General features: G+C 63.5%; 16 protein-coding genes. 12 read left to right on the top strand and 4 right to left on the bottom strand.

Annotated elements, in window-relative coordinates; genetic code table 11:
• Positions 1-14: 14 nt before the first annotated feature.
• From ABQF30_RS26390 to ABQF30_RS26365, 6 genes are read left to right on the top strand one after another with little or no spacing between them, the layout of a single operon-like run.
• Positions 15-1,289 carry an MCE family protein gene (locus tag ABQF30_RS26390; protein ID WP_448469398.1) on the top strand — a complete coding sequence of 425 codons (1,275 nt, stop codon included), beginning with the start codon at positions 15-17 and terminating at the stop codon, positions 1,287-1,289.
• On the top strand, positions 1,286-2,311 hold the full coding sequence (locus tag ABQF30_RS26385) for an MCE family protein (protein WP_448469396.1): 1,026 nt from the start codon (positions 1,286-1,288) through the stop codon (positions 2,309-2,311). Before ABQF30_RS26390 ends, ABQF30_RS26385 begins: the two co-directional genes overlap by 4 nt.
• A complete protein-coding gene (locus ABQF30_RS26380) occupies positions 2,311-3,393 on the top strand; it encodes an MCE family protein (RefSeq protein ID WP_448469394.1) in 1,083 nt (360 codons plus the stop codon). Before ABQF30_RS26385 ends, ABQF30_RS26380 begins: the two co-directional genes overlap by 1 nt.
• Positions 3,393-4,877: an MCE family protein gene (locus tag ABQF30_RS26375; RefSeq protein WP_448469393.1), complete on the top strand. Its 1,485-nt coding sequence runs from the start codon at positions 3,393-3,395 to the stop codon at positions 4,875-4,877. Before ABQF30_RS26380 ends, ABQF30_RS26375 begins: the two co-directional genes overlap by 1 nt.
• Entirely contained in the window at positions 4,874-6,265 is a 1,392-nt protein-coding gene (locus tag ABQF30_RS26370) for an MCE family protein (RefSeq protein WP_448469391.1), read from the top strand. Before ABQF30_RS26375 ends, ABQF30_RS26370 begins: the two co-directional genes overlap by 4 nt.
• A complete protein-coding gene (locus ABQF30_RS26365) occupies positions 6,265-7,998 on the top strand; it encodes an MCE family protein (protein WP_448469389.1) in 1,734 nt (577 codons plus the stop codon). Before ABQF30_RS26370 ends, ABQF30_RS26365 begins: the two co-directional genes overlap by 1 nt.
• Positions 7,999-8,073: 75 nt before the next feature.
• Here the strand turns inward: ABQF30_RS26365 and ABQF30_RS26360 are convergent, their stop codons facing one another.
• Positions 8,074-8,583: an Rv2253/PknI dimerization domain-containing protein gene (locus tag ABQF30_RS26360; protein ID WP_448469387.1), complete on the bottom strand. Its 510-nt coding sequence runs from the start codon at positions 8,581-8,583 to the stop codon at positions 8,074-8,076.
• 217 nt (positions 8,584-8,800) lie between these two features.
• Between ABQF30_RS26360 and ABQF30_RS26355 the strand changes: the two genes are divergently transcribed.
• On the top strand, positions 8,801-9,172 hold the full coding sequence (locus tag ABQF30_RS26355) for a hypothetical protein (protein WP_448469385.1): 372 nt from the start codon (positions 8,801-8,803) through the stop codon (positions 9,170-9,172).
• A 91-nt stretch (positions 9,173-9,263) separates the two neighbouring features.
• Here the strand turns inward: ABQF30_RS26355 and ABQF30_RS26350 are convergent, their stop codons facing one another.
• From ABQF30_RS26350 to ABQF30_RS26340, 3 genes are all read right to left on the bottom strand, one after another.
• Entirely contained in the window at positions 9,264-9,692 is a 429-nt protein-coding gene (locus ABQF30_RS26350; protein WP_448469383.1) for an Rv2576c family protein, read from the bottom strand.
• A 2-nt stretch (positions 9,693-9,694) separates the two neighbouring features.
• Positions 9,695-10,165 (bottom strand): hypothetical protein, encoded by a 471-nt coding sequence (locus ABQF30_RS26345; RefSeq protein ID WP_448469381.1) that lies wholly within the window; start codon positions 10,163-10,165, stop codon positions 9,695-9,697.
• Positions 10,166-10,325: 160 nt separating this feature from the next.
• On the bottom strand, positions 10,326-11,618 hold the full coding sequence (locus ABQF30_RS26340; RefSeq protein WP_448469379.1) for a cytochrome P450: 1,293 nt from the start codon (positions 11,616-11,618) through the stop codon (positions 10,326-10,328).
• A gap of 185 nt (positions 11,619-11,803) precedes the next feature.
• Here ABQF30_RS26340 and ABQF30_RS26335 point away from each other — a divergent pair, with 185 nt between their 5' ends.
• The 5 genes from ABQF30_RS26335 to ABQF30_RS26315 all read left to right on the top strand — a co-directional run bounded on the left by ABQF30_RS26335 (position 11,804) and on the right by ABQF30_RS26315 (position 14,948).
• Positions 11,804-12,409, top strand: coding sequence for a TetR/AcrR family transcriptional regulator (locus tag ABQF30_RS26335; protein WP_448469377.1), 606 nt, complete (start codon positions 11,804-11,806; stop codon positions 12,407-12,409).
• 181 nt (positions 12,410-12,590) lie between these two features.
• The gene (locus ABQF30_RS26330) at positions 12,591-13,319 is read left to right on the top strand and encodes a hypothetical protein (protein ID WP_448469375.1); all 729 of its coding nucleotides are present in this window, start codon (positions 12,591-12,593) and stop codon (positions 13,317-13,319) included.
• Positions 13,316-14,071 carry a hypothetical protein gene (locus tag ABQF30_RS26325; protein ID WP_448469373.1) on the top strand — a complete coding sequence of 252 codons (756 nt, stop codon included), beginning with the start codon at positions 13,316-13,318 and terminating at the stop codon, positions 14,069-14,071. The genes ABQF30_RS26330 and ABQF30_RS26325 overlap by 4 nt, the downstream gene beginning before the upstream one ends.
• A complete protein-coding gene (locus tag ABQF30_RS26320; protein ID WP_448469371.1) occupies positions 14,071-14,658 on the top strand; it encodes a cytochrome c oxidase subunit 3 in 588 nt (195 codons plus the stop codon). Before ABQF30_RS26325 ends, ABQF30_RS26320 begins: the two co-directional genes overlap by 1 nt.
• Before the next feature lie 5 nt (positions 14,659-14,663).
• On the top strand, positions 14,664-14,948 hold the full coding sequence (locus ABQF30_RS26315) for a cytochrome C oxidase subunit IV family protein (protein WP_448469369.1): 285 nt from the start codon (positions 14,664-14,666) through the stop codon (positions 14,946-14,948).
• Positions 14,949-14,960 lie beyond the last annotated feature (12 nt).

Here is a 14,960-nt window from a genome sequence, read left to right as displayed (position 1 = left end):
CAGAAGGTGACACAGTGACACGAAACATCGGCCCGGGCCCAGCCCACCGGTCCGAGACAACCAGTGCGGCAGCGCCCGTCGCGGCACGGCCCGGACGCAGCTTCGGCGCCAGTGGCTATGCCCGGCCGCTGGCCGGCTTGGCAACCGTGATCGCGCTCGGACTCATCGTGCTGCTCGCAGTCAGCTTGTTCCGCGGCAGTTTCACGAAAACCGAACCGGTGACGTTGATATCGGATCGCGCCGGCCTGGTGATGAATCCGGACGCCAAGGTCAAGATGCGCGGCGTGCAGGTGGGTACGGTGGGCTCGATCGAGAGCCTGTCCGACGGCCGGGCCGTTCTGCATCTGGAGATGGATCCGGAGCAGTTGCGCCTGATCCCTGGCAACGTCAAGGCCGACATCGCATCCTCGACCGTGTTCGGCGCCAAGTTCGTCAACCTCGTCCCGCCCGATAATCCGGAGGGGACCATGCGGGCCGGGCAGATGCTGGCCGGCGAACACGTCACGGTCGAAATCAACACGGTGTTCCAACAACTCACCCAGGTCCTGGACAAGATCGACCCGGCCAAGTTGAACGAAACGCTCGGCGCGATGTCGGCTGCGTTCTCCGGGCGCGGCGAGGCGATGGGGCAGAGCATCACCGACTTCGAGGCCCTTTTGGAGAAGCTCGAGCCAAGCCTGCCCAACTTGAGCCGGGACATCGAAACCATGGCGCCGGTGGCGAATGCCTATGCAGACGCCGCGCCAGACCTGCTCACGACCGTCGACAACACCAACCGGATCAGCGACAGCATCGTGGCCGAGCAGCAGAATCTCGACAACTTTCTGGTCAGCTCGATCGGCCTGGCCGACGTCGGCAACGACGTCGTCGGCGGGAACCGTGAGGCACTTAGCACGACCCTGGATCTGCTGGTACCGACCACCCAACTGCTCAACGAATACGCACCCGGCCTCAACTGTGCCCTCGACGGCATGCTGTACGTGAAGAATCAGCCGCCACTTCCAGACCCGGGCGTACTGGTGAACGTCGCGTTCACCCTCGGTATCGAGCGCTACCGGTACCCGAAGAACCTGCCCAAGGTGGCTGCCAAAGGCGGACCGCACTGCATGGGATTGCCATACATCGGCTTCGGCAACAAGGCGAAGTATCTCGTCACCGACACCGATGCCAACCCGTGGCAGTACGGCAACCAGGGCATTCTGCTCAACTCTGACGGTCTCAAGCAGATGCTGTTCGGACCGTTGGACGGGCCGCCACGTAACACCGCACAGATCGGACAGCCCGGATGAGCCGTGTCTCAAGCACATTCGTCAAGTTCGCGGTGTTCGCCACCGTGATGGCGGTGCTGACCGCGTTCCTGTTCATGACGTTCAGTCAGTACCGCGGTGGCTCCTACTCGGGTTACTCTGCCGTCTTCGGCGATGCGTCCCGGTTGTCCCAGGGTGACTCGGTGCGAGTGGCCGGCGTCCGGGTGGGCACCGTCAAAAGCGTGTCACTGCAACCGGACAGGTCTGTTCTGGTCAACTTCGACACCGATCGCAACATCGCGCTCACCACCGGAACAAAGGCGGCGGTCCGCTACCTGAACCTGGTCGGCGACCGCTATCTGGAGTTGATCGACGCTCCGGGGTCGACCAGGCTGCTGCCTGCAGGCTCGCAGATCCCGAAGGAGCGCACCGCCAGCGCGCTGGATCTCGATCTGCTACTGGGTGGCCTGCGGCCGGTGATCCAGGGGCTCAACCCGCAGGACGTCAATGCGCTGACCTCGTCGCTGATCCAGATCTTGCAGGGCCAGGGCGGCACACTGGACTCGTTGCTCAGCAAGACCTCGTCGTTCTCGAATACCCTGGCCGACAACGATCAGGTCATCCAGCAACTGATCGACAACCTCAATACCGTAGTCGCGACGATCGCCAAGGACGGTGACAAGTTCTCCGGAACCGTCGACAGCCTCGAGCGCTTGATCAGCGGCCTGTCGGAGGACCGCGATCCGATCGGCACGGCGATCACGTCGTTGGACAACGGGACGGCCTCGATTGCCAGCCTCCTCACTCAGGCGCGCCCACCGCTGAACGACACGGTCGAGGAAATGAATCGATTGGCTCCGTTGCTCGACGATCACCAGATAGTCCTGGACCGGGGTCTGCAGAGGGCGCCCGACAACTTCCGTAAGCTCGCCCGGCTGGGTTCCTACGGCAGCTGGATCATGTACTACATCTGTGGACTTTCGTTCCGTGTCACCGATCTGCAGGGCCGGACTGCAGTCTTCCCAATGATCAAACAAGAAGCCGGGAGGTGCTCGGAGCCCTAATGCTTAAGTACCGCGAATCCAATCTCATCCGGGCAGGCTTCATCGGCGTCGTGCTGATGATTCTGGTGATCGCCGTGGGGCTGCAACCTGAGCGGTTGATGCAGTGGGCCTCCTCGATCCGCCATCAGGCATTGTTCAGCGAGGCCGGCGGTATCGCCGTCGGCAACGATGTGACGCTGTCTGGCATCAAGATCGGCTCGGTCACCGGCATCTCGTTGGAGAACGGCGATGCGCTGATCGACTTCACGACAGAGGGCAAGTACCCGCTGGGGTCGTTGACCACCGCGCATATCCGTACCGGTTCACTGCTGGGCGAACGCGTCCTGACGCTGGAGTCCGACGGCAGCGGAACACTGCGGACCACAGACGTGATCCCGACGTCGCGCACGTCCTCGCCATATTCACTGACCGACGCGGTCAGTGATCTGACCACCAACACGGCGGGCACCGATACCACTTCGCTCAACCAGTCCCTGGACACGCTGTCCGACACCGTCGACCAGCTCGCGCCCAGACTCGGACCGACATTCGACGGGCTGAGCCGGCTTTCGCGTTCCATCAACGGCCGCAACGAAAGTCTGTCCAGCCTGCTCGAGAGCGCGAGCGATGTCACGGTCGTGCTGTCGCAACGCAGCCAGCAGCTGAACACGTTGATTCTCAACGCCAATGACTTGCTCGGCGTGCTCAATGACCGACGCCAGGCCATCGTCGACCTGTTGGCCAACACCGCGGCGGTCGCCGAGCAGCTCAACGGACTCGTGGCTGACAACGAGGCGGAGTTGGCCCCGACGCTGAAGCGGCTCAATTCAGTGACCGCGATGTTGGAGCGCAACCGCGACAACATCAGTAAAGCGCTGCCCGACATGAACAAGTTCCAGTTGAGCCAGGCCGAAACACTTGCCAATGGCCCGTTCTACAACGCCTATGTGCCCAACCTGCAGCCTGCGCAGTTGCTGCAGCCGTTCTTCGACTACGCGTTCGGATTCCGACGCGGAGTCAACGCCGGGCAGCCGCCCGACAACGCTGGGCCGCGCGCCGAATTGCCGCTGCCGTACAACGGAATTCCTGGAGGTTCGCGTTGATGGGCCGCAAGCGTCTCGTTACGTGGCTCGCTGTGGCGCTCGCCGCGGTGCTGGTGGTCGGCACAGCAGTGCTGTTGCGTCAGGCGTACTTCGGGCCGAAGACGATCTCGGCGTTGTTCACCTCGGCCACCGGTGTCTATCCGGGTGACGATGTGAAGGTGTCCGGGGTGAAGGTCGGCACCATCGAGTCGATCGTTCCGGAGGGCACTCAGACCAGGGTCACTCTCAACGTCGATCGCGGCGTACCGATCCCGGCCGAGGCCAAAGCCGTGATCGTGGCACAGAACCTGGTTGCCGCCCGTTATGTGCAGTTGACACCTGCCTACCGGGACAGCGGTCCGACGTTGCCCGACGATTCGGTCATCGGTTTGGACCGCACCGCGGTTCCTGTCGAATGGGACGAGGTCAAGGAACAGCTGACGCGGCTGGCGGCCGATCTCGGGCCGCAGAGTGGAGTCGATGGCACCTCGGTGTCGCGCTTCATCGACAGCACCGCCAATGCGATGGCCGGCAACGGAGACAAGCTGCGCCAGACCATCTCTCAGTTGTCCGGTGTCGCTCGGATCCTGGCCGAGGGCAGCGGCAACATCGTCGACATCATCAAGCATCTGCAGACGTTCGTCACTGCCCTCAAGGACAGCAATGTCCAGGTGGTGGCGTTCCAGAATCGGTTGGCGACGCTTACCAGCGTCGTCGACGGAAGCCGATCCGATCTCGACGCGGCACTCACGAATCTGTCCGTCGCGTCGGTCGAGGTGCAGCGGTTTGTCGCGGGCAGCCGCGATCAGACCTCCGAGCAGGTGCAGCGGTTGGCCAATGTCACGCAGAACCTGGTCGACAACAAGATGTACATCGAGAACCTCCTGCACGTCGCCCCCAACGCATTCATGAACGGCTACAACATCTACAACCCCGACTCCGGCAGTGCGGTGGGGCAGTTCGTGCTGAACAACTTCTCCAATCCGTTGGAGTTCATCTGCGGTGCAATCGGCGCGATCGAGAACACCACGGCACCGGAAACCGCGAAGCTGTGCTCGCAGTACCTGGGTCCGGCGTTGCGGCTGCTGAACTTCAACTATCTGCCGATCCCGATCTCGCCGTACCTCATGCCGTCGGCGAACCCGGAGAACATCATCTATTCCGAGCCGAATCTGGCACCCGGTGCCGGCGGAGGGGTGCCCGGCCCGCCGAATCAGGTGCCGTCGATCTCGGCCTACAATCCCGGGCCGACGCCGCCGCCACCGTTCACGGGTCGTCCGCCCGGGACACCACCTCCGGGGGCGCAGCAGTTGCTTCCGGGTGGGGGGTACTCGCCGCCGAACATGCCGAACACCGTCTCGGACATGCTCAACCCTGTCGGGGCCCAACCGGGTCCGCCGCCCGGGCCACTGGCCGCCGAGGCGCCCGCACAGCCGGGGCCGCCCATGCCCGCCGAGGCGCCCGCTCCCGGGCCGCTACCCGCCGAAGGGACGCCACCAGCATGATCAGGAACAAGCCACTTCGGCTGGCGATCGCTGCCGGGTCGTGCATCGCGTTGACGACCAGCGGCTGCGCATTTCAGGGCGTGAACTCGCTGCCCCTGCCCGGTGCAGAGGGCCGGGGGGCGGACGCCACCGTCTACCACGTCGAGATCGCGAATGTTGCGACGCTGGAACCGAATTCGCCGGTGATGATGAACGACGTGGTGGTCGGCAGCGTGCGCAAGCTTGCTGTCAAGGACTGGCACGCTGATGTCGAGTTCTCCGTGAAGTCCGGCGTTGTGGTGCCGGCCAATGCCGTTGCGAGCATCGGGCAGACCAGCCTGTTGGGGTCGATGCACCTGGCGGTCAACCCGCCGCCAGGGAAATCAGCGGACGGGAAACTGCCACCGGGAGCGACGATTCCGCTCAACGATGCGTCCACCTATCCGACCACCGAGCAGACCCTTTCGTCACTCGCGGCGGTTGTGAACGGTGGAGGCCTCGGGCAGATCGGCGATGTGATCCACAACTTCAGCGCCGCGCTCGACGGTCGTGAGGGCGACTTCCGCGATCTGATCACCCGACTGGACACGTTCGTCGGCACGTTGGATGCCCAGCGCGACAACATCGTGCAGTCGATCGAGGCCCTGAACCGGTTGTCGGCTACCTTCGCCGGTCAACGCGATATCCTCACGCGCGCGCTGGAGAAGATCCCGCCGGCCCTGGAGGTGCTGATCAACGAACGACCCCGGTTGACCACGGCGCTCCAGAAACTCGGCACGTTCGGAGATACCGCCACCCAGTTGGTCAACGACTCGCAACAGGATCTGGTGGACAATCTGAGAAACCTGGAACCCGCGCTCAAGGCGCTCGCGGATGTGGGACCTCAACTCACCGGAGTCATCGAATACGCCACCCACTTCCCGTTCACCCAGAGCTTCATCGATCGCGCCATCCGCGGTGACTACTACAATCTGTTCGCGACCGTCGACATGACCATCCCGCGGTTGAAGCGCTCCATGTTCCTCGGCACGCGGTGGGAACAGGAAGATGCGCAACTGGTTCCGGCGCCCGGCGATCCGCCGTTCCTGAACTACACCTACGATCCTCTCAAGACGGGGGCCAACCCACCGCCACCCGATGCATTCCCACCGGCGCCGGAGGCCCCGCCACCCGGCGAGGCGCTACCGCCGCCACCGCCACCGGCTTACGCGGGCCCGGTCCTTCCGGTGACGCCGCCGGCGCCGTTCACCATGCCTGGGTTCCCTGCGCCGGTGAATGCACCGGCGCCCGTGCCTGCGCCTGATTCGCCTGCGCCTATCTTCGCGGGACCGTATGCGGCGCAGGCAGGTTCGCCGCCACCACCGCAGCCGGCCCCACCGGCTCCGCCGATGACAGGAAGTGGCGGCTAATGCTCACACGGTTTGTCCGGACTCAGCTGATCCTGTTCACGATCGCTTCGATCGTCGGTGTGGCGGTCATGCTGTTCGCCTATATGCAGGTACCGACGCTGCTCGGGGTCGGTCGTATCAACGTGAAGCTGCAATTGCCTGCGACCGGGGGTTTGTACCAGTTCAGCAATGTCACCTACCGCGGATCGCAGATCGGCAAGGTCACCTCGGTTGAGTTGACCGAACAGGGCGCCGAGGCGACGTTGTCACTTGACCGCTCGCCCGGGGTTCCCGCGGATCTGGAGGCGCAGGTTCGAAGCATGTCGGCTGTCGGTGAGCAGTACGTGGAGTTGTTGCCACGCACCGAAAAAGGTCCGTACCTGGAGAACGGCTCTGTCATCGAGATGGGGAATACCACCATCCCGCAACAGGTTGGCCCGATGCTCGATCAGGTCAGTGCGCTGGTGGACACCATCCCGAAGGACAAACTGAGCCAGTTGCTGGATGAGTCGTACAACGCCTTCAACGGCACCGGTTACGATTTCGGCTCGCTGCTCGATTCCGCGTCGACCATCACCACGGACGCCAATGCGGTCTCCGACCAGACGCGGGCGTTGATCGACGACTCCGGGCCGTTCCTGGATGCTCAGGCTCAGACCACCGATTCGATCCGGACATGGGCTGCCAGCCTGGCCGGTATTACCGGTCAGGTTGCCGAAAACGATCCGGAGGTCAGGACCCTCCTGCAGAACGGTCCGGGTTTCGCTCAGGAGACCTCCCGACTGCTCGAGCAGATCAAGCCAACGTTGCCGGTGCTGCTGGCAAATCTGACCACGTTCGGACAGATCGGCGTGACCTACAACGCGTCGCTCGAGCAGCTGCTGGTGCTGCTCCCGCCCTACGTCTCCCAAATTCAGACCTACGCACCGACCAACAATCCGACGGGTCTGCCCAACGGCGAGTTCTCGCTGGGCCTTGGCGATCCACCGGCCTGCACCGTCGGGTTCCTGCCGCCGTCATCCTGGCGGTCACCGGCCGATACGACGGTGATCGACACGCCGGACAATCTCTATTGCAAGCTGCCACAGGATTCCCCGATCGCTGTCCGTGGTGCCCGGAACTATCCGTGCATGGGACATCCCGGCAAGCGGGCCCCCACCGTGGAACTGTGTAACGACCCGGAGGGATATAAGCCGACCGCTCAGCGGCAACACGCGCTCGGCCCGTACCCTCTCGATCCGAACCTGATCGCGCAGGGCGTCCCACCAGACTCCCGAGTGTTGCCCGATGCCAACATCTTTGGTCCGCTCGAAGGCAGTCCGCTACCGCCGGGAGTGCCCGCGCCACCGCCGCGCATCATGCCGGCACCGCAGCCACCGCCTGATTTCACGGGGACAGGGCCGGGGCCGCTTTTGCCGGGTCAGCCGATCTTCGTCAATCCGCCGGTTCCGGGGCAACCGCCTGCGCAGACACCCGATCCGGACGCTGTTCCGTTGTCTCCGGCTGACCTGCCGCAGGCGACCGAGTACCCCGACGTCCCCGCGCCGCACGGCATCGGGACGCCGCCCGGGCCCGTCCCAGGCCCGGGCGTCGCACCGAGCGCCTTCAACGGTGCCGATGTTTCGGGTCCCTCGGTGGCTGTCGCCAAGTACAACCCGAGAACGGGGGAGTACATGGGCCCGGACGGCAATCTGTACCGGCAGACGAATCTCGTCACGACGCCCAAGTCGTGGCAGGACCTGATGCCGACGTAGTCGACCTGTCCGAAGAGAACAGGCCACGGGCAAATGCCCGTGGCCTGTTTTCATTGCCGCAGAAGGAATTCGGGGCTAGATGGGCCGCATGTAGAACGGCATCCGGATCACCGGCCACTGGTTGCGGCCACACGATCCGCTGGGGCCGGTGGTCTGGTTTTCGCCGGTGTATTCGGCGGCATTGACATCGTAGTGGCCGTCGAAACCCACGGGGTAGAACTTGATGACCTCAAGACCTTCGATCGGGGTACCGTCGGCGCAGAACCGCCAGTTGGGCAAAACGCGCTTGACGTACCACAACCCATTGGTCGTATAGACGGGTGCTGACCAGCCCGCATCACTGTTGACGGTGCCTGAGCACTCCGTGGGTGAGATGCAATTGGTGCTGATGGTCCATGTGCTGCGGATTGAGGGCTGATCCTCGTAACGTTCGTTGATCTTCGCCCACTCGCCGTTGGACGAGGTGGCGAACGTCCCGTTGATGCCCCACTCGCCAGTGGCGGCGGCGGGCGCTGCAACGCTGATACTGACCACTGCCGCAGCGGCGGCGACTACTGCGCTGGCACTCACCTTGAAGGCCGACATCAAACTGTTCCTCCTGGCCGTTTTGGGCCGCATGATAGCCCCATTCTCAATTCCGGAGAATATCACTATCGGCGCACTGTGCACGGGCGATTCCTGATTGGTCCTGACGGTCGCCACTGCGCAGAACCGGTGTGACGGAAATCCCTTTAGCAATATTCTCCAATAGTGAGAGTTTCATTTTCAGCTGTGCGAAAGTAGTGATGTGCGTGTGACGGTGATGGCGACTGCAGCAATGATTGTCGCCGGGATACTGACTGCTCCGCAGGCGAATGCGGGACCGCAGACGTGTAATGACGCGTTCTGTGTGCCTGGGATCAACCCGCACGCCGTGCTGGGCGCTCCCTGCGCGAATACGTCCTACTTTGCATTCGGGGTCGATGCGCGTAACGGCTGGGGCCGCCTTGTGTTCTGCGGCTCACCGCGCCGCTACGAGCCGAGGTGGTTCCGTTCTCCGCCGATGGCCGGCATCCGCGACGAGGGCAGCACCTGCCACCAACAGCAGAACATGGTGGCTCAAGCGCCGGACGGGCTGTTCCTGAGTTGCGTTCCGATGAACGGCGAGGCCCTCTGGCGCCGCGGGGACGCCTGACCGCCCAAGGCTTAGGGCTTGACGCACGAAACCGGCGAACGGGCTACGAAAGAGATTTCGTAGCCCGTTCGCCGGTTTCGGCGTTATGCGGTCACCAGTTGCGGATCGAGCACAGCGCGCCCTTGGGGCCACTGTGGGTCTTGACGACCACGCCATCCACCTCGAGTTGACAGTTGAAACCCGGTGTCGGGAAGTCCGGTGACTCGCCGCTCTGCACGATCACCATGGCCCACAGGTCCGGGTTGGCGAGCATTGCATCGCGCACCCACGGCTTGTCCGGGCCGATGTCGGCTTCCACTTTGGGGCTGAACATGTACGGGTTGTGGCTGTAGTCGGAGAACATCGCGGGTTCGGCGTCACGGTAGTAGATGTCGGCCCAATACGGTGCATCTGCCGTCACCGTGTAGCGAACGTGGTGCAGCGGCGGATCGGCCTGTGCCGGTGCGGCATTGGCCATCGCAGCGCCCGCCAGCGCCAGTGCAGCGGTCGTCGTCAGTGCTCTGTTGAGCGTTGCATGCATCGTCACATCCTTGTGAGGGTGAACGGGTAGGTGAAGGAACCGCCGGGTGCGCCGTCGCAGCCTGCGGCGAACGAGGACACCATCTGTCCGGCGAGAGTATTCGCGTCCCAGGTGTAGACGTCGTGGGTCGGGATCGTGGGGCCGTAGTAGATGTCCCCGCATCGGAGGCCGAACGGATCATCGATCGTCATGGTGTAGTGGCCATCGACCAACGTCGCGTCGGCGTCGCTGTAGGCGGCTTTGGCGACCGGCTGGGGGATGGTCAGGATGCTCATGCAGTCGGTCCGCTTGGTCTCATCGGCGTTGCGGCACGGAGTCAGCGCTGACCAGATCCAGGTGTGGAAGTCCCTGCGGTCCGGCATGTGCAACGCGTAGCTGCCGTAGTACATGGCCGCGGCGGGCGGGGCCAGGGCGATCACCGCGGCCGGACCGACAACGGCACTCATCACGATGCGCATCAACCTGGACTTCACTGGCACCTCCACGGATTCGGCACGGCTCGGCTGACTATAGAACGAGATCAGACCTCACCGTGCCGAATCCGGAATCTCGTCTTCGCAAAGCGAGATTGACATTCTCGCTATCGGAGAATAGCAGGAAGATGAGGGTGGATTCGAGAACTTCTGCGACCGGTTACCGGACCGGGTCGAACGTGATGTTCAGGTCGGTCAGCCCGCGAAGGATGAACGTCGGCTCGTAGTTGTAGCGACGGTCGTCGGCCGGGCCATGGTGTTCCTCGTCGATGTTGATATCGGCCATGCGGTCCAGGATCCGTTCGATGGACACCCGGCCCTCGACGCGGGCCAGCGGGCCGCCCGGGCAGCTGTGAACGCCGCGGCCGAAGGCGATGTGTTCGCGAACGTTCTTGCGGTCCAGGCTGAACGTGTGAGGGTCCTCGAATCGGATCGGGTCGCGGTTGACCGCACCGGGGCAGACCATCAGGGTGGTGCCGGCAGGCACGTCGACTCCACCCAGCTGGGTGTGCTTCTTGGCCAACCGGAACTGGCTCTTGACCGGGGCGTCCATTCGCAGGGCCTCCTCGACGAACGTCGGGATGCGGCTCCGGTCCTGGCGCAGCGCCTCCTGCACGTCGGGGCGGTCGCCGAGCACGCGCAGCGATGCCGACAGCAGTTTCGTGGTGGTCTCCTGGCCGGCCGCGAAGAGGAAGGTCGCGGACCGAACGACCTCGATGATGGGCGGTACCGAACCGTCCGGGTAGTTCGCCGTGGCGAGTGCCGTCAGCACATCGTCGCGGGGATTCTGCCGGCGGTCTTCGAGGTAGCCGATGAACTTCTCGTCGAGCCATTCCAACGGATTGCTGGAAACCAGATCGCCATCGAGGGAGCCGACCTGCGCTCCCGGTCGAGGCGCGCCGAGCACCGTGCGGAACTCCTCGTGGTCTTCTTCCGGCACGCCCAGCATGTCGGCGATCACCAGCAGCGAGAAGGGCTTCGCGTAGGCGCTGAGGAACTCACACTTTCCGTCGGCGATGAAGTCGTCGAGACACTGGTCGGCCAATCGCCACATGAAGTCCTCGTTCTCCTTCAACCGCCGCGGTGTGAGCAGCCGATTGAGCAGGGAACGAGCGTTGGTGTGGTCGGGCGGGTCCATGGTGACCATGTGTTCGAACATCGGCATCTGCGGGCGGTGCGCAGTGATCTGCTCGGTGATGTCCTCACCCTCGGGAGTGAACGGAAGCGGCGGGAACGGGCCGGCCACCGCGACGCAGGAGGAGAAGTTGTCGGTGTCCTTGAGCACGGTGGTGGCTTCTTCGAAGCTCGTGATCGCGAGCACGCCGTAATTGGGCTCGCGCACCACCGGACATTTGCTGCGTAGATGGTCGAAGTACGGATGCGGGTCAGGCACCAGGGACGGATCGGTGAAGTAGTCGACGGTGTCGTAGTCGGTTGTCCCGGACTCGGTCATGGGGGGCTGCCTCCGAATTCAATATGCGCTGCGGTGGTTTCGCGGCGGGCTGTACCGCGCGGACGGAAAACACGAAAGTGCTGAGCACCTGCTTAGCATGGCGGTAGAGTCGTGGTCAAGGTCACGCGGAGTGGCGAAGTTACGATCTGCCTGACGCATCGCGCGACAGCGAGGAAGGGGCCGACATGGCATCGGCGCGAAGAATCGGGGCGCCGGACGCGAAGAACCGCGTCGTCCTGCTCGACGCCGCCGAGCAGCTGATGGTCGAGGAAGGCTATGCCGCGGTGACCTCCCGTCGGGTTGCTGAGAAGGCCGGCCTGAAGCCGCAACTGGTGCATTACTACTTCCGGACGATGGACGACTTGTTCCTTGCGGTGTTCCGCAGGCGCGCCGAGGAAGGTCTCGTCATGCAGGCGCAGGCGCTGGATTCGCCGCAGCCGCTGTGGGCGTTGTGGCGGTTCGGCACTGATCCGGGCGCCACCCGCCTGACGATGGAGATCATGGGTTTGGCCAACCATCGCAAGGCGCTGAGGGCCGAGATCGCGCACTATGCCGAACGGTTCCGCGAGGCGGAAACGAAGGCGATGACGGCCGCGCTGCATCGTTACGGTGTCGATGCCTCGGAAGTGCCACCGATCGTCTGGACATTCATGGCGGCGAGCGTCTCGCGCGTGATGGTGATGGAGCAGTCGCTTGGCATGTCCGCCGGACACGCCGAGGTGCTCGAGTTCTGCGAGAGCTGGCTGCGGCGCCTGGAGGGCGAACCGCAGCCGGTCGAAGCATCCGCCTGAGCGGGTCATCCGGCCGATCGAGGTCGGGACGGGAACGGCATTTTCGAATTATAGAACGCCATTTTCGATGACGGTCGACATTTGCCCCTTCGGACGTCGTTGACGGACGGCTGAGCGGCGGCTACGGTCACCAAAGTAGCCGATCGGCTAGTCGATCGCTGGTGTGAAGGGACGTCGACCGATGAGTACCCGGGCGCAGTGGATCAGCCTCTGGATCACCCCGTTCTTCGGTGGTGTCCTGTTCGTCGCGTTGGTTGCCTTTCCGGGATTCTGGCCGCCGATGTCACCGGAGCTCACTGCCGAGCAGGTTGCAGACTTCTACCAGCAGAACAGCACGATGATCCGATTCAGCATGATCACGCTCAATCTGTGCGCCATCATGCTGATTCCGTTCTTCATGGTGATCGTGGTTCAGATGAAGAGGATGGCGACTCCGAGCCAGGTGCTGGCCTACAGCTTCCTGGCTGCCACGGCCAACGGCGCGACCCTGCTGGCGATCGCCGATATCTTCTGGCTCGTCGCGGCATTCCGTCCTGACCGTGATCCCGAGTTGATCCAACTGCTCAACGATCTGGGTTGGCTGATCTTCATCGCGCCGGTCGGCATGGTCGTCGTCGGCAATATCTGTCTCGCGCTAGCGGTACTGCTGGACGCCGGTGAAGAGCCGGTGTTCCCACGTTGGGTGGCGCCGTTCAGCTTGGCGACCGCAGCGGCGATGACACCGGCGGCGTGCGCGGTGATCTTCCGGTCCGGCCCGCTGGCCTGGGACGGCGCCATCTCGTTCTGGCTGCGCAACATCGCATTCGCGTTGTTCATCGCGGTCATGTTCTTCGTCGTGCGTAACGCGATCGCCCGGCAGGCCCGCGCTGCGGAACTCGCTCATGAACCGATTGCCGAGCCGGCGAAATGACCTCGTTCACAACGGAGTTGGACGACCCACAGGCCAAGGTGCCCTGGACGCGCCGACCCAAGATCGACCAGTGGATCTGCTGGTGGACCATCCCGGTGTTCTACAACATCTTCGGGCTGATCTTCGTGGTGCTAACCAGGGTGATGCCGCCACCGCGGCCGGATATCGGCCCGGATCAGATCGTCGCGTTCTTCACCGAACATTCCTTGAGCATCCGCATCGGGTTCGGCCTGCTGATGATCTTCATCGGATTCACCGGGATGGCCAACGGGCTGATCGCCTTTCAGATCAAGCGGATGTCGGTGGCGCCGGTGTTCGCGTACTCCTACATCGCCGCGTTGGCCGTCGGGGCCGTTCCGGGTTGCCTGTTCGCCGCATTCGCCTTCATTGCCGCGGCCTACCGGCCCGACCGCAGCCCCGAACTCACCGCGATGCTCTATGACCTGGGACTGCTGTCGTTCGTCGGCTCGCTGGGATGCTTCGCCACCCAGAACATGGTGCTGGCGCTGGCGATCTTCCTCGACCGCAATGGCGTCTTCCCCAAATGGCTTGCCTACATGTCGATCTGGATGATCGTAACCGAACTGCTGGCCGGCCCCGTGTACGTGTTCACCTCCGGACCGCTGGCCTGGAACGGCGTCATCAGCTTCTACATCGGCACCGTGATCTTCGTGGTTTGGGAGGTCTGCATCATCCGGCTGTTGTACGACGCGATCAAGCGGCAGTCTCCTGAGGAAGAGGTGCAGGACTGATGGCGGTCATCGGACGGGCGTCGAAAACCGATCAGAGCCGGCCGCATCTGCCCAGCGACGGCAGCATGTGGGTGTTCGTCCTCGGCGACTTCGTCATCTTCTCCAGCTACTTCATCGTCTTCATGGTGTACCGAAACCAGCAGCACGACCTGTTCCTGGAGTCTCAGCGGCAACTCAGCCTGGGTATCGGCGTACTCAACACCCTTGTCCTGCTGGCAAGTTCATGGTTTGTCGCTCAGAGCGTGGTGGCTACCCGGGCCGGCAGCTACGACCGTGCGATGCGGCTGACCCTGCTCGGCGGCGCCTGTGGTGTGCTCTTCGTGTTGGTCAAGGCCTACGAGTGGTGGTCCAAAATCAATGCGGGACTGACATTTCCGCACAACGACTTCTTCATGTTCTATTACATGCTGACCGGCGTGCATCTGTTCCACGTCGCATTGGGACTGGTCTTCCTGGGCGTGGTGTATGTCGAACTCCGCAATCCGCGAGGCCGCCGGGTATCGATGGTTGAGACCGGCGCAACCTACTGGCACATGGTGGATCTGCTCTGGATCGCCATATTCGCCCTTGTTTACGTGATGAGGTGACAGTGATGACGAGTCCGGCCACCGAACAGCGACGTATCACCTACGTGTGGTTGTTTCTCTCGGTCATCACGGTGCTGTCCTGGTGGACCAGCCACCTGAGCACTGACAGCGGCGAACTGTCGCCCAGTGTGCCGATCACCGTCGCGGTGCTCGCGCTCGCCGCGGTGAAGTGCCGGCTTGTCATCGGCCACTTCATGGAGGTCCGCACCGCGCCGGCGTGGCTGCGCATCGCCACCGACGTCTGGCTGGCGGTGCTGTGGGGCGCGGTCCTCGTCATCTATCTGTGGTGACATCTAGCGCGA

It is taken from the genome of Mycolicibacterium sp. XJ870, assembly GCF_053483975.1.
Note: the sequence above shows the minus strand (reverse complement) of the source record. Positions and strands in the feature narration are given on the sequence as shown.

Coding starts and splice junctions, on each gene's coding strand:
- ABQF30_RS26355 (WP_448469385.1), top strand. CDS start 8,801: ATGGCGACTGCAGCAATGATTGTCGCCGGGATACTGACTGCTCCGCAG.
- ABQF30_RS26365 (WP_448469389.1), top strand. CDS start 6,265: ATGCTCACACGGTTTGTCCGGACTCAGCTGATCCTGTTCACGATCGCT.
- ABQF30_RS26340 (WP_448469379.1), bottom strand. CDS start 11,618: ATGACCGAGTCCGGGACAACCGACTACGACACCGTCGACTACTTCACC.
- ABQF30_RS26335 (WP_448469377.1), top strand. CDS start 11,804: ATGGCATCGGCGCGAAGAATCGGGGCGCCGGACGCGAAGAACCGCGTC.
- ABQF30_RS26325 (WP_448469373.1), top strand. CDS start 13,316: ATGACCTCGTTCACAACGGAGTTGGACGACCCACAGGCCAAGGTGCCC.
- ABQF30_RS26315 (WP_448469369.1), top strand. CDS start 14,664: ATGACGAGTCCGGCCACCGAACAGCGACGTATCACCTACGTGTGGTTG.
- ABQF30_RS26385 (WP_448469396.1), top strand. CDS start 1,286: ATGAGCCGTGTCTCAAGCACATTCGTCAAGTTCGCGGTGTTCGCCACC.
- ABQF30_RS26350 (WP_448469383.1), bottom strand. CDS start 9,692: ATGCATGCAACGCTCAACAGAGCACTGACGACGACCGCTGCACTGGCG.
- ABQF30_RS26360 (WP_448469387.1), bottom strand. CDS start 8,583: ATGTCGGCCTTCAAGGTGAGTGCCAGCGCAGTAGTCGCCGCCGCTGCG.
- ABQF30_RS26370 (WP_448469391.1), top strand. CDS start 4,874: ATGATCAGGAACAAGCCACTTCGGCTGGCGATCGCTGCCGGGTCGTGC.
- ABQF30_RS26330 (WP_448469375.1), top strand. CDS start 12,591: ATGAGTACCCGGGCGCAGTGGATCAGCCTCTGGATCACCCCGTTCTTC.
- ABQF30_RS26380 (WP_448469394.1), top strand. CDS start 2,311: ATGCTTAAGTACCGCGAATCCAATCTCATCCGGGCAGGCTTCATCGGC.
- ABQF30_RS26320 (WP_448469371.1), top strand. CDS start 14,071: ATGGCGGTCATCGGACGGGCGTCGAAAACCGATCAGAGCCGGCCGCAT.
- ABQF30_RS26375 (WP_448469393.1), top strand. CDS start 3,393: ATGGGCCGCAAGCGTCTCGTTACGTGGCTCGCTGTGGCGCTCGCCGCG.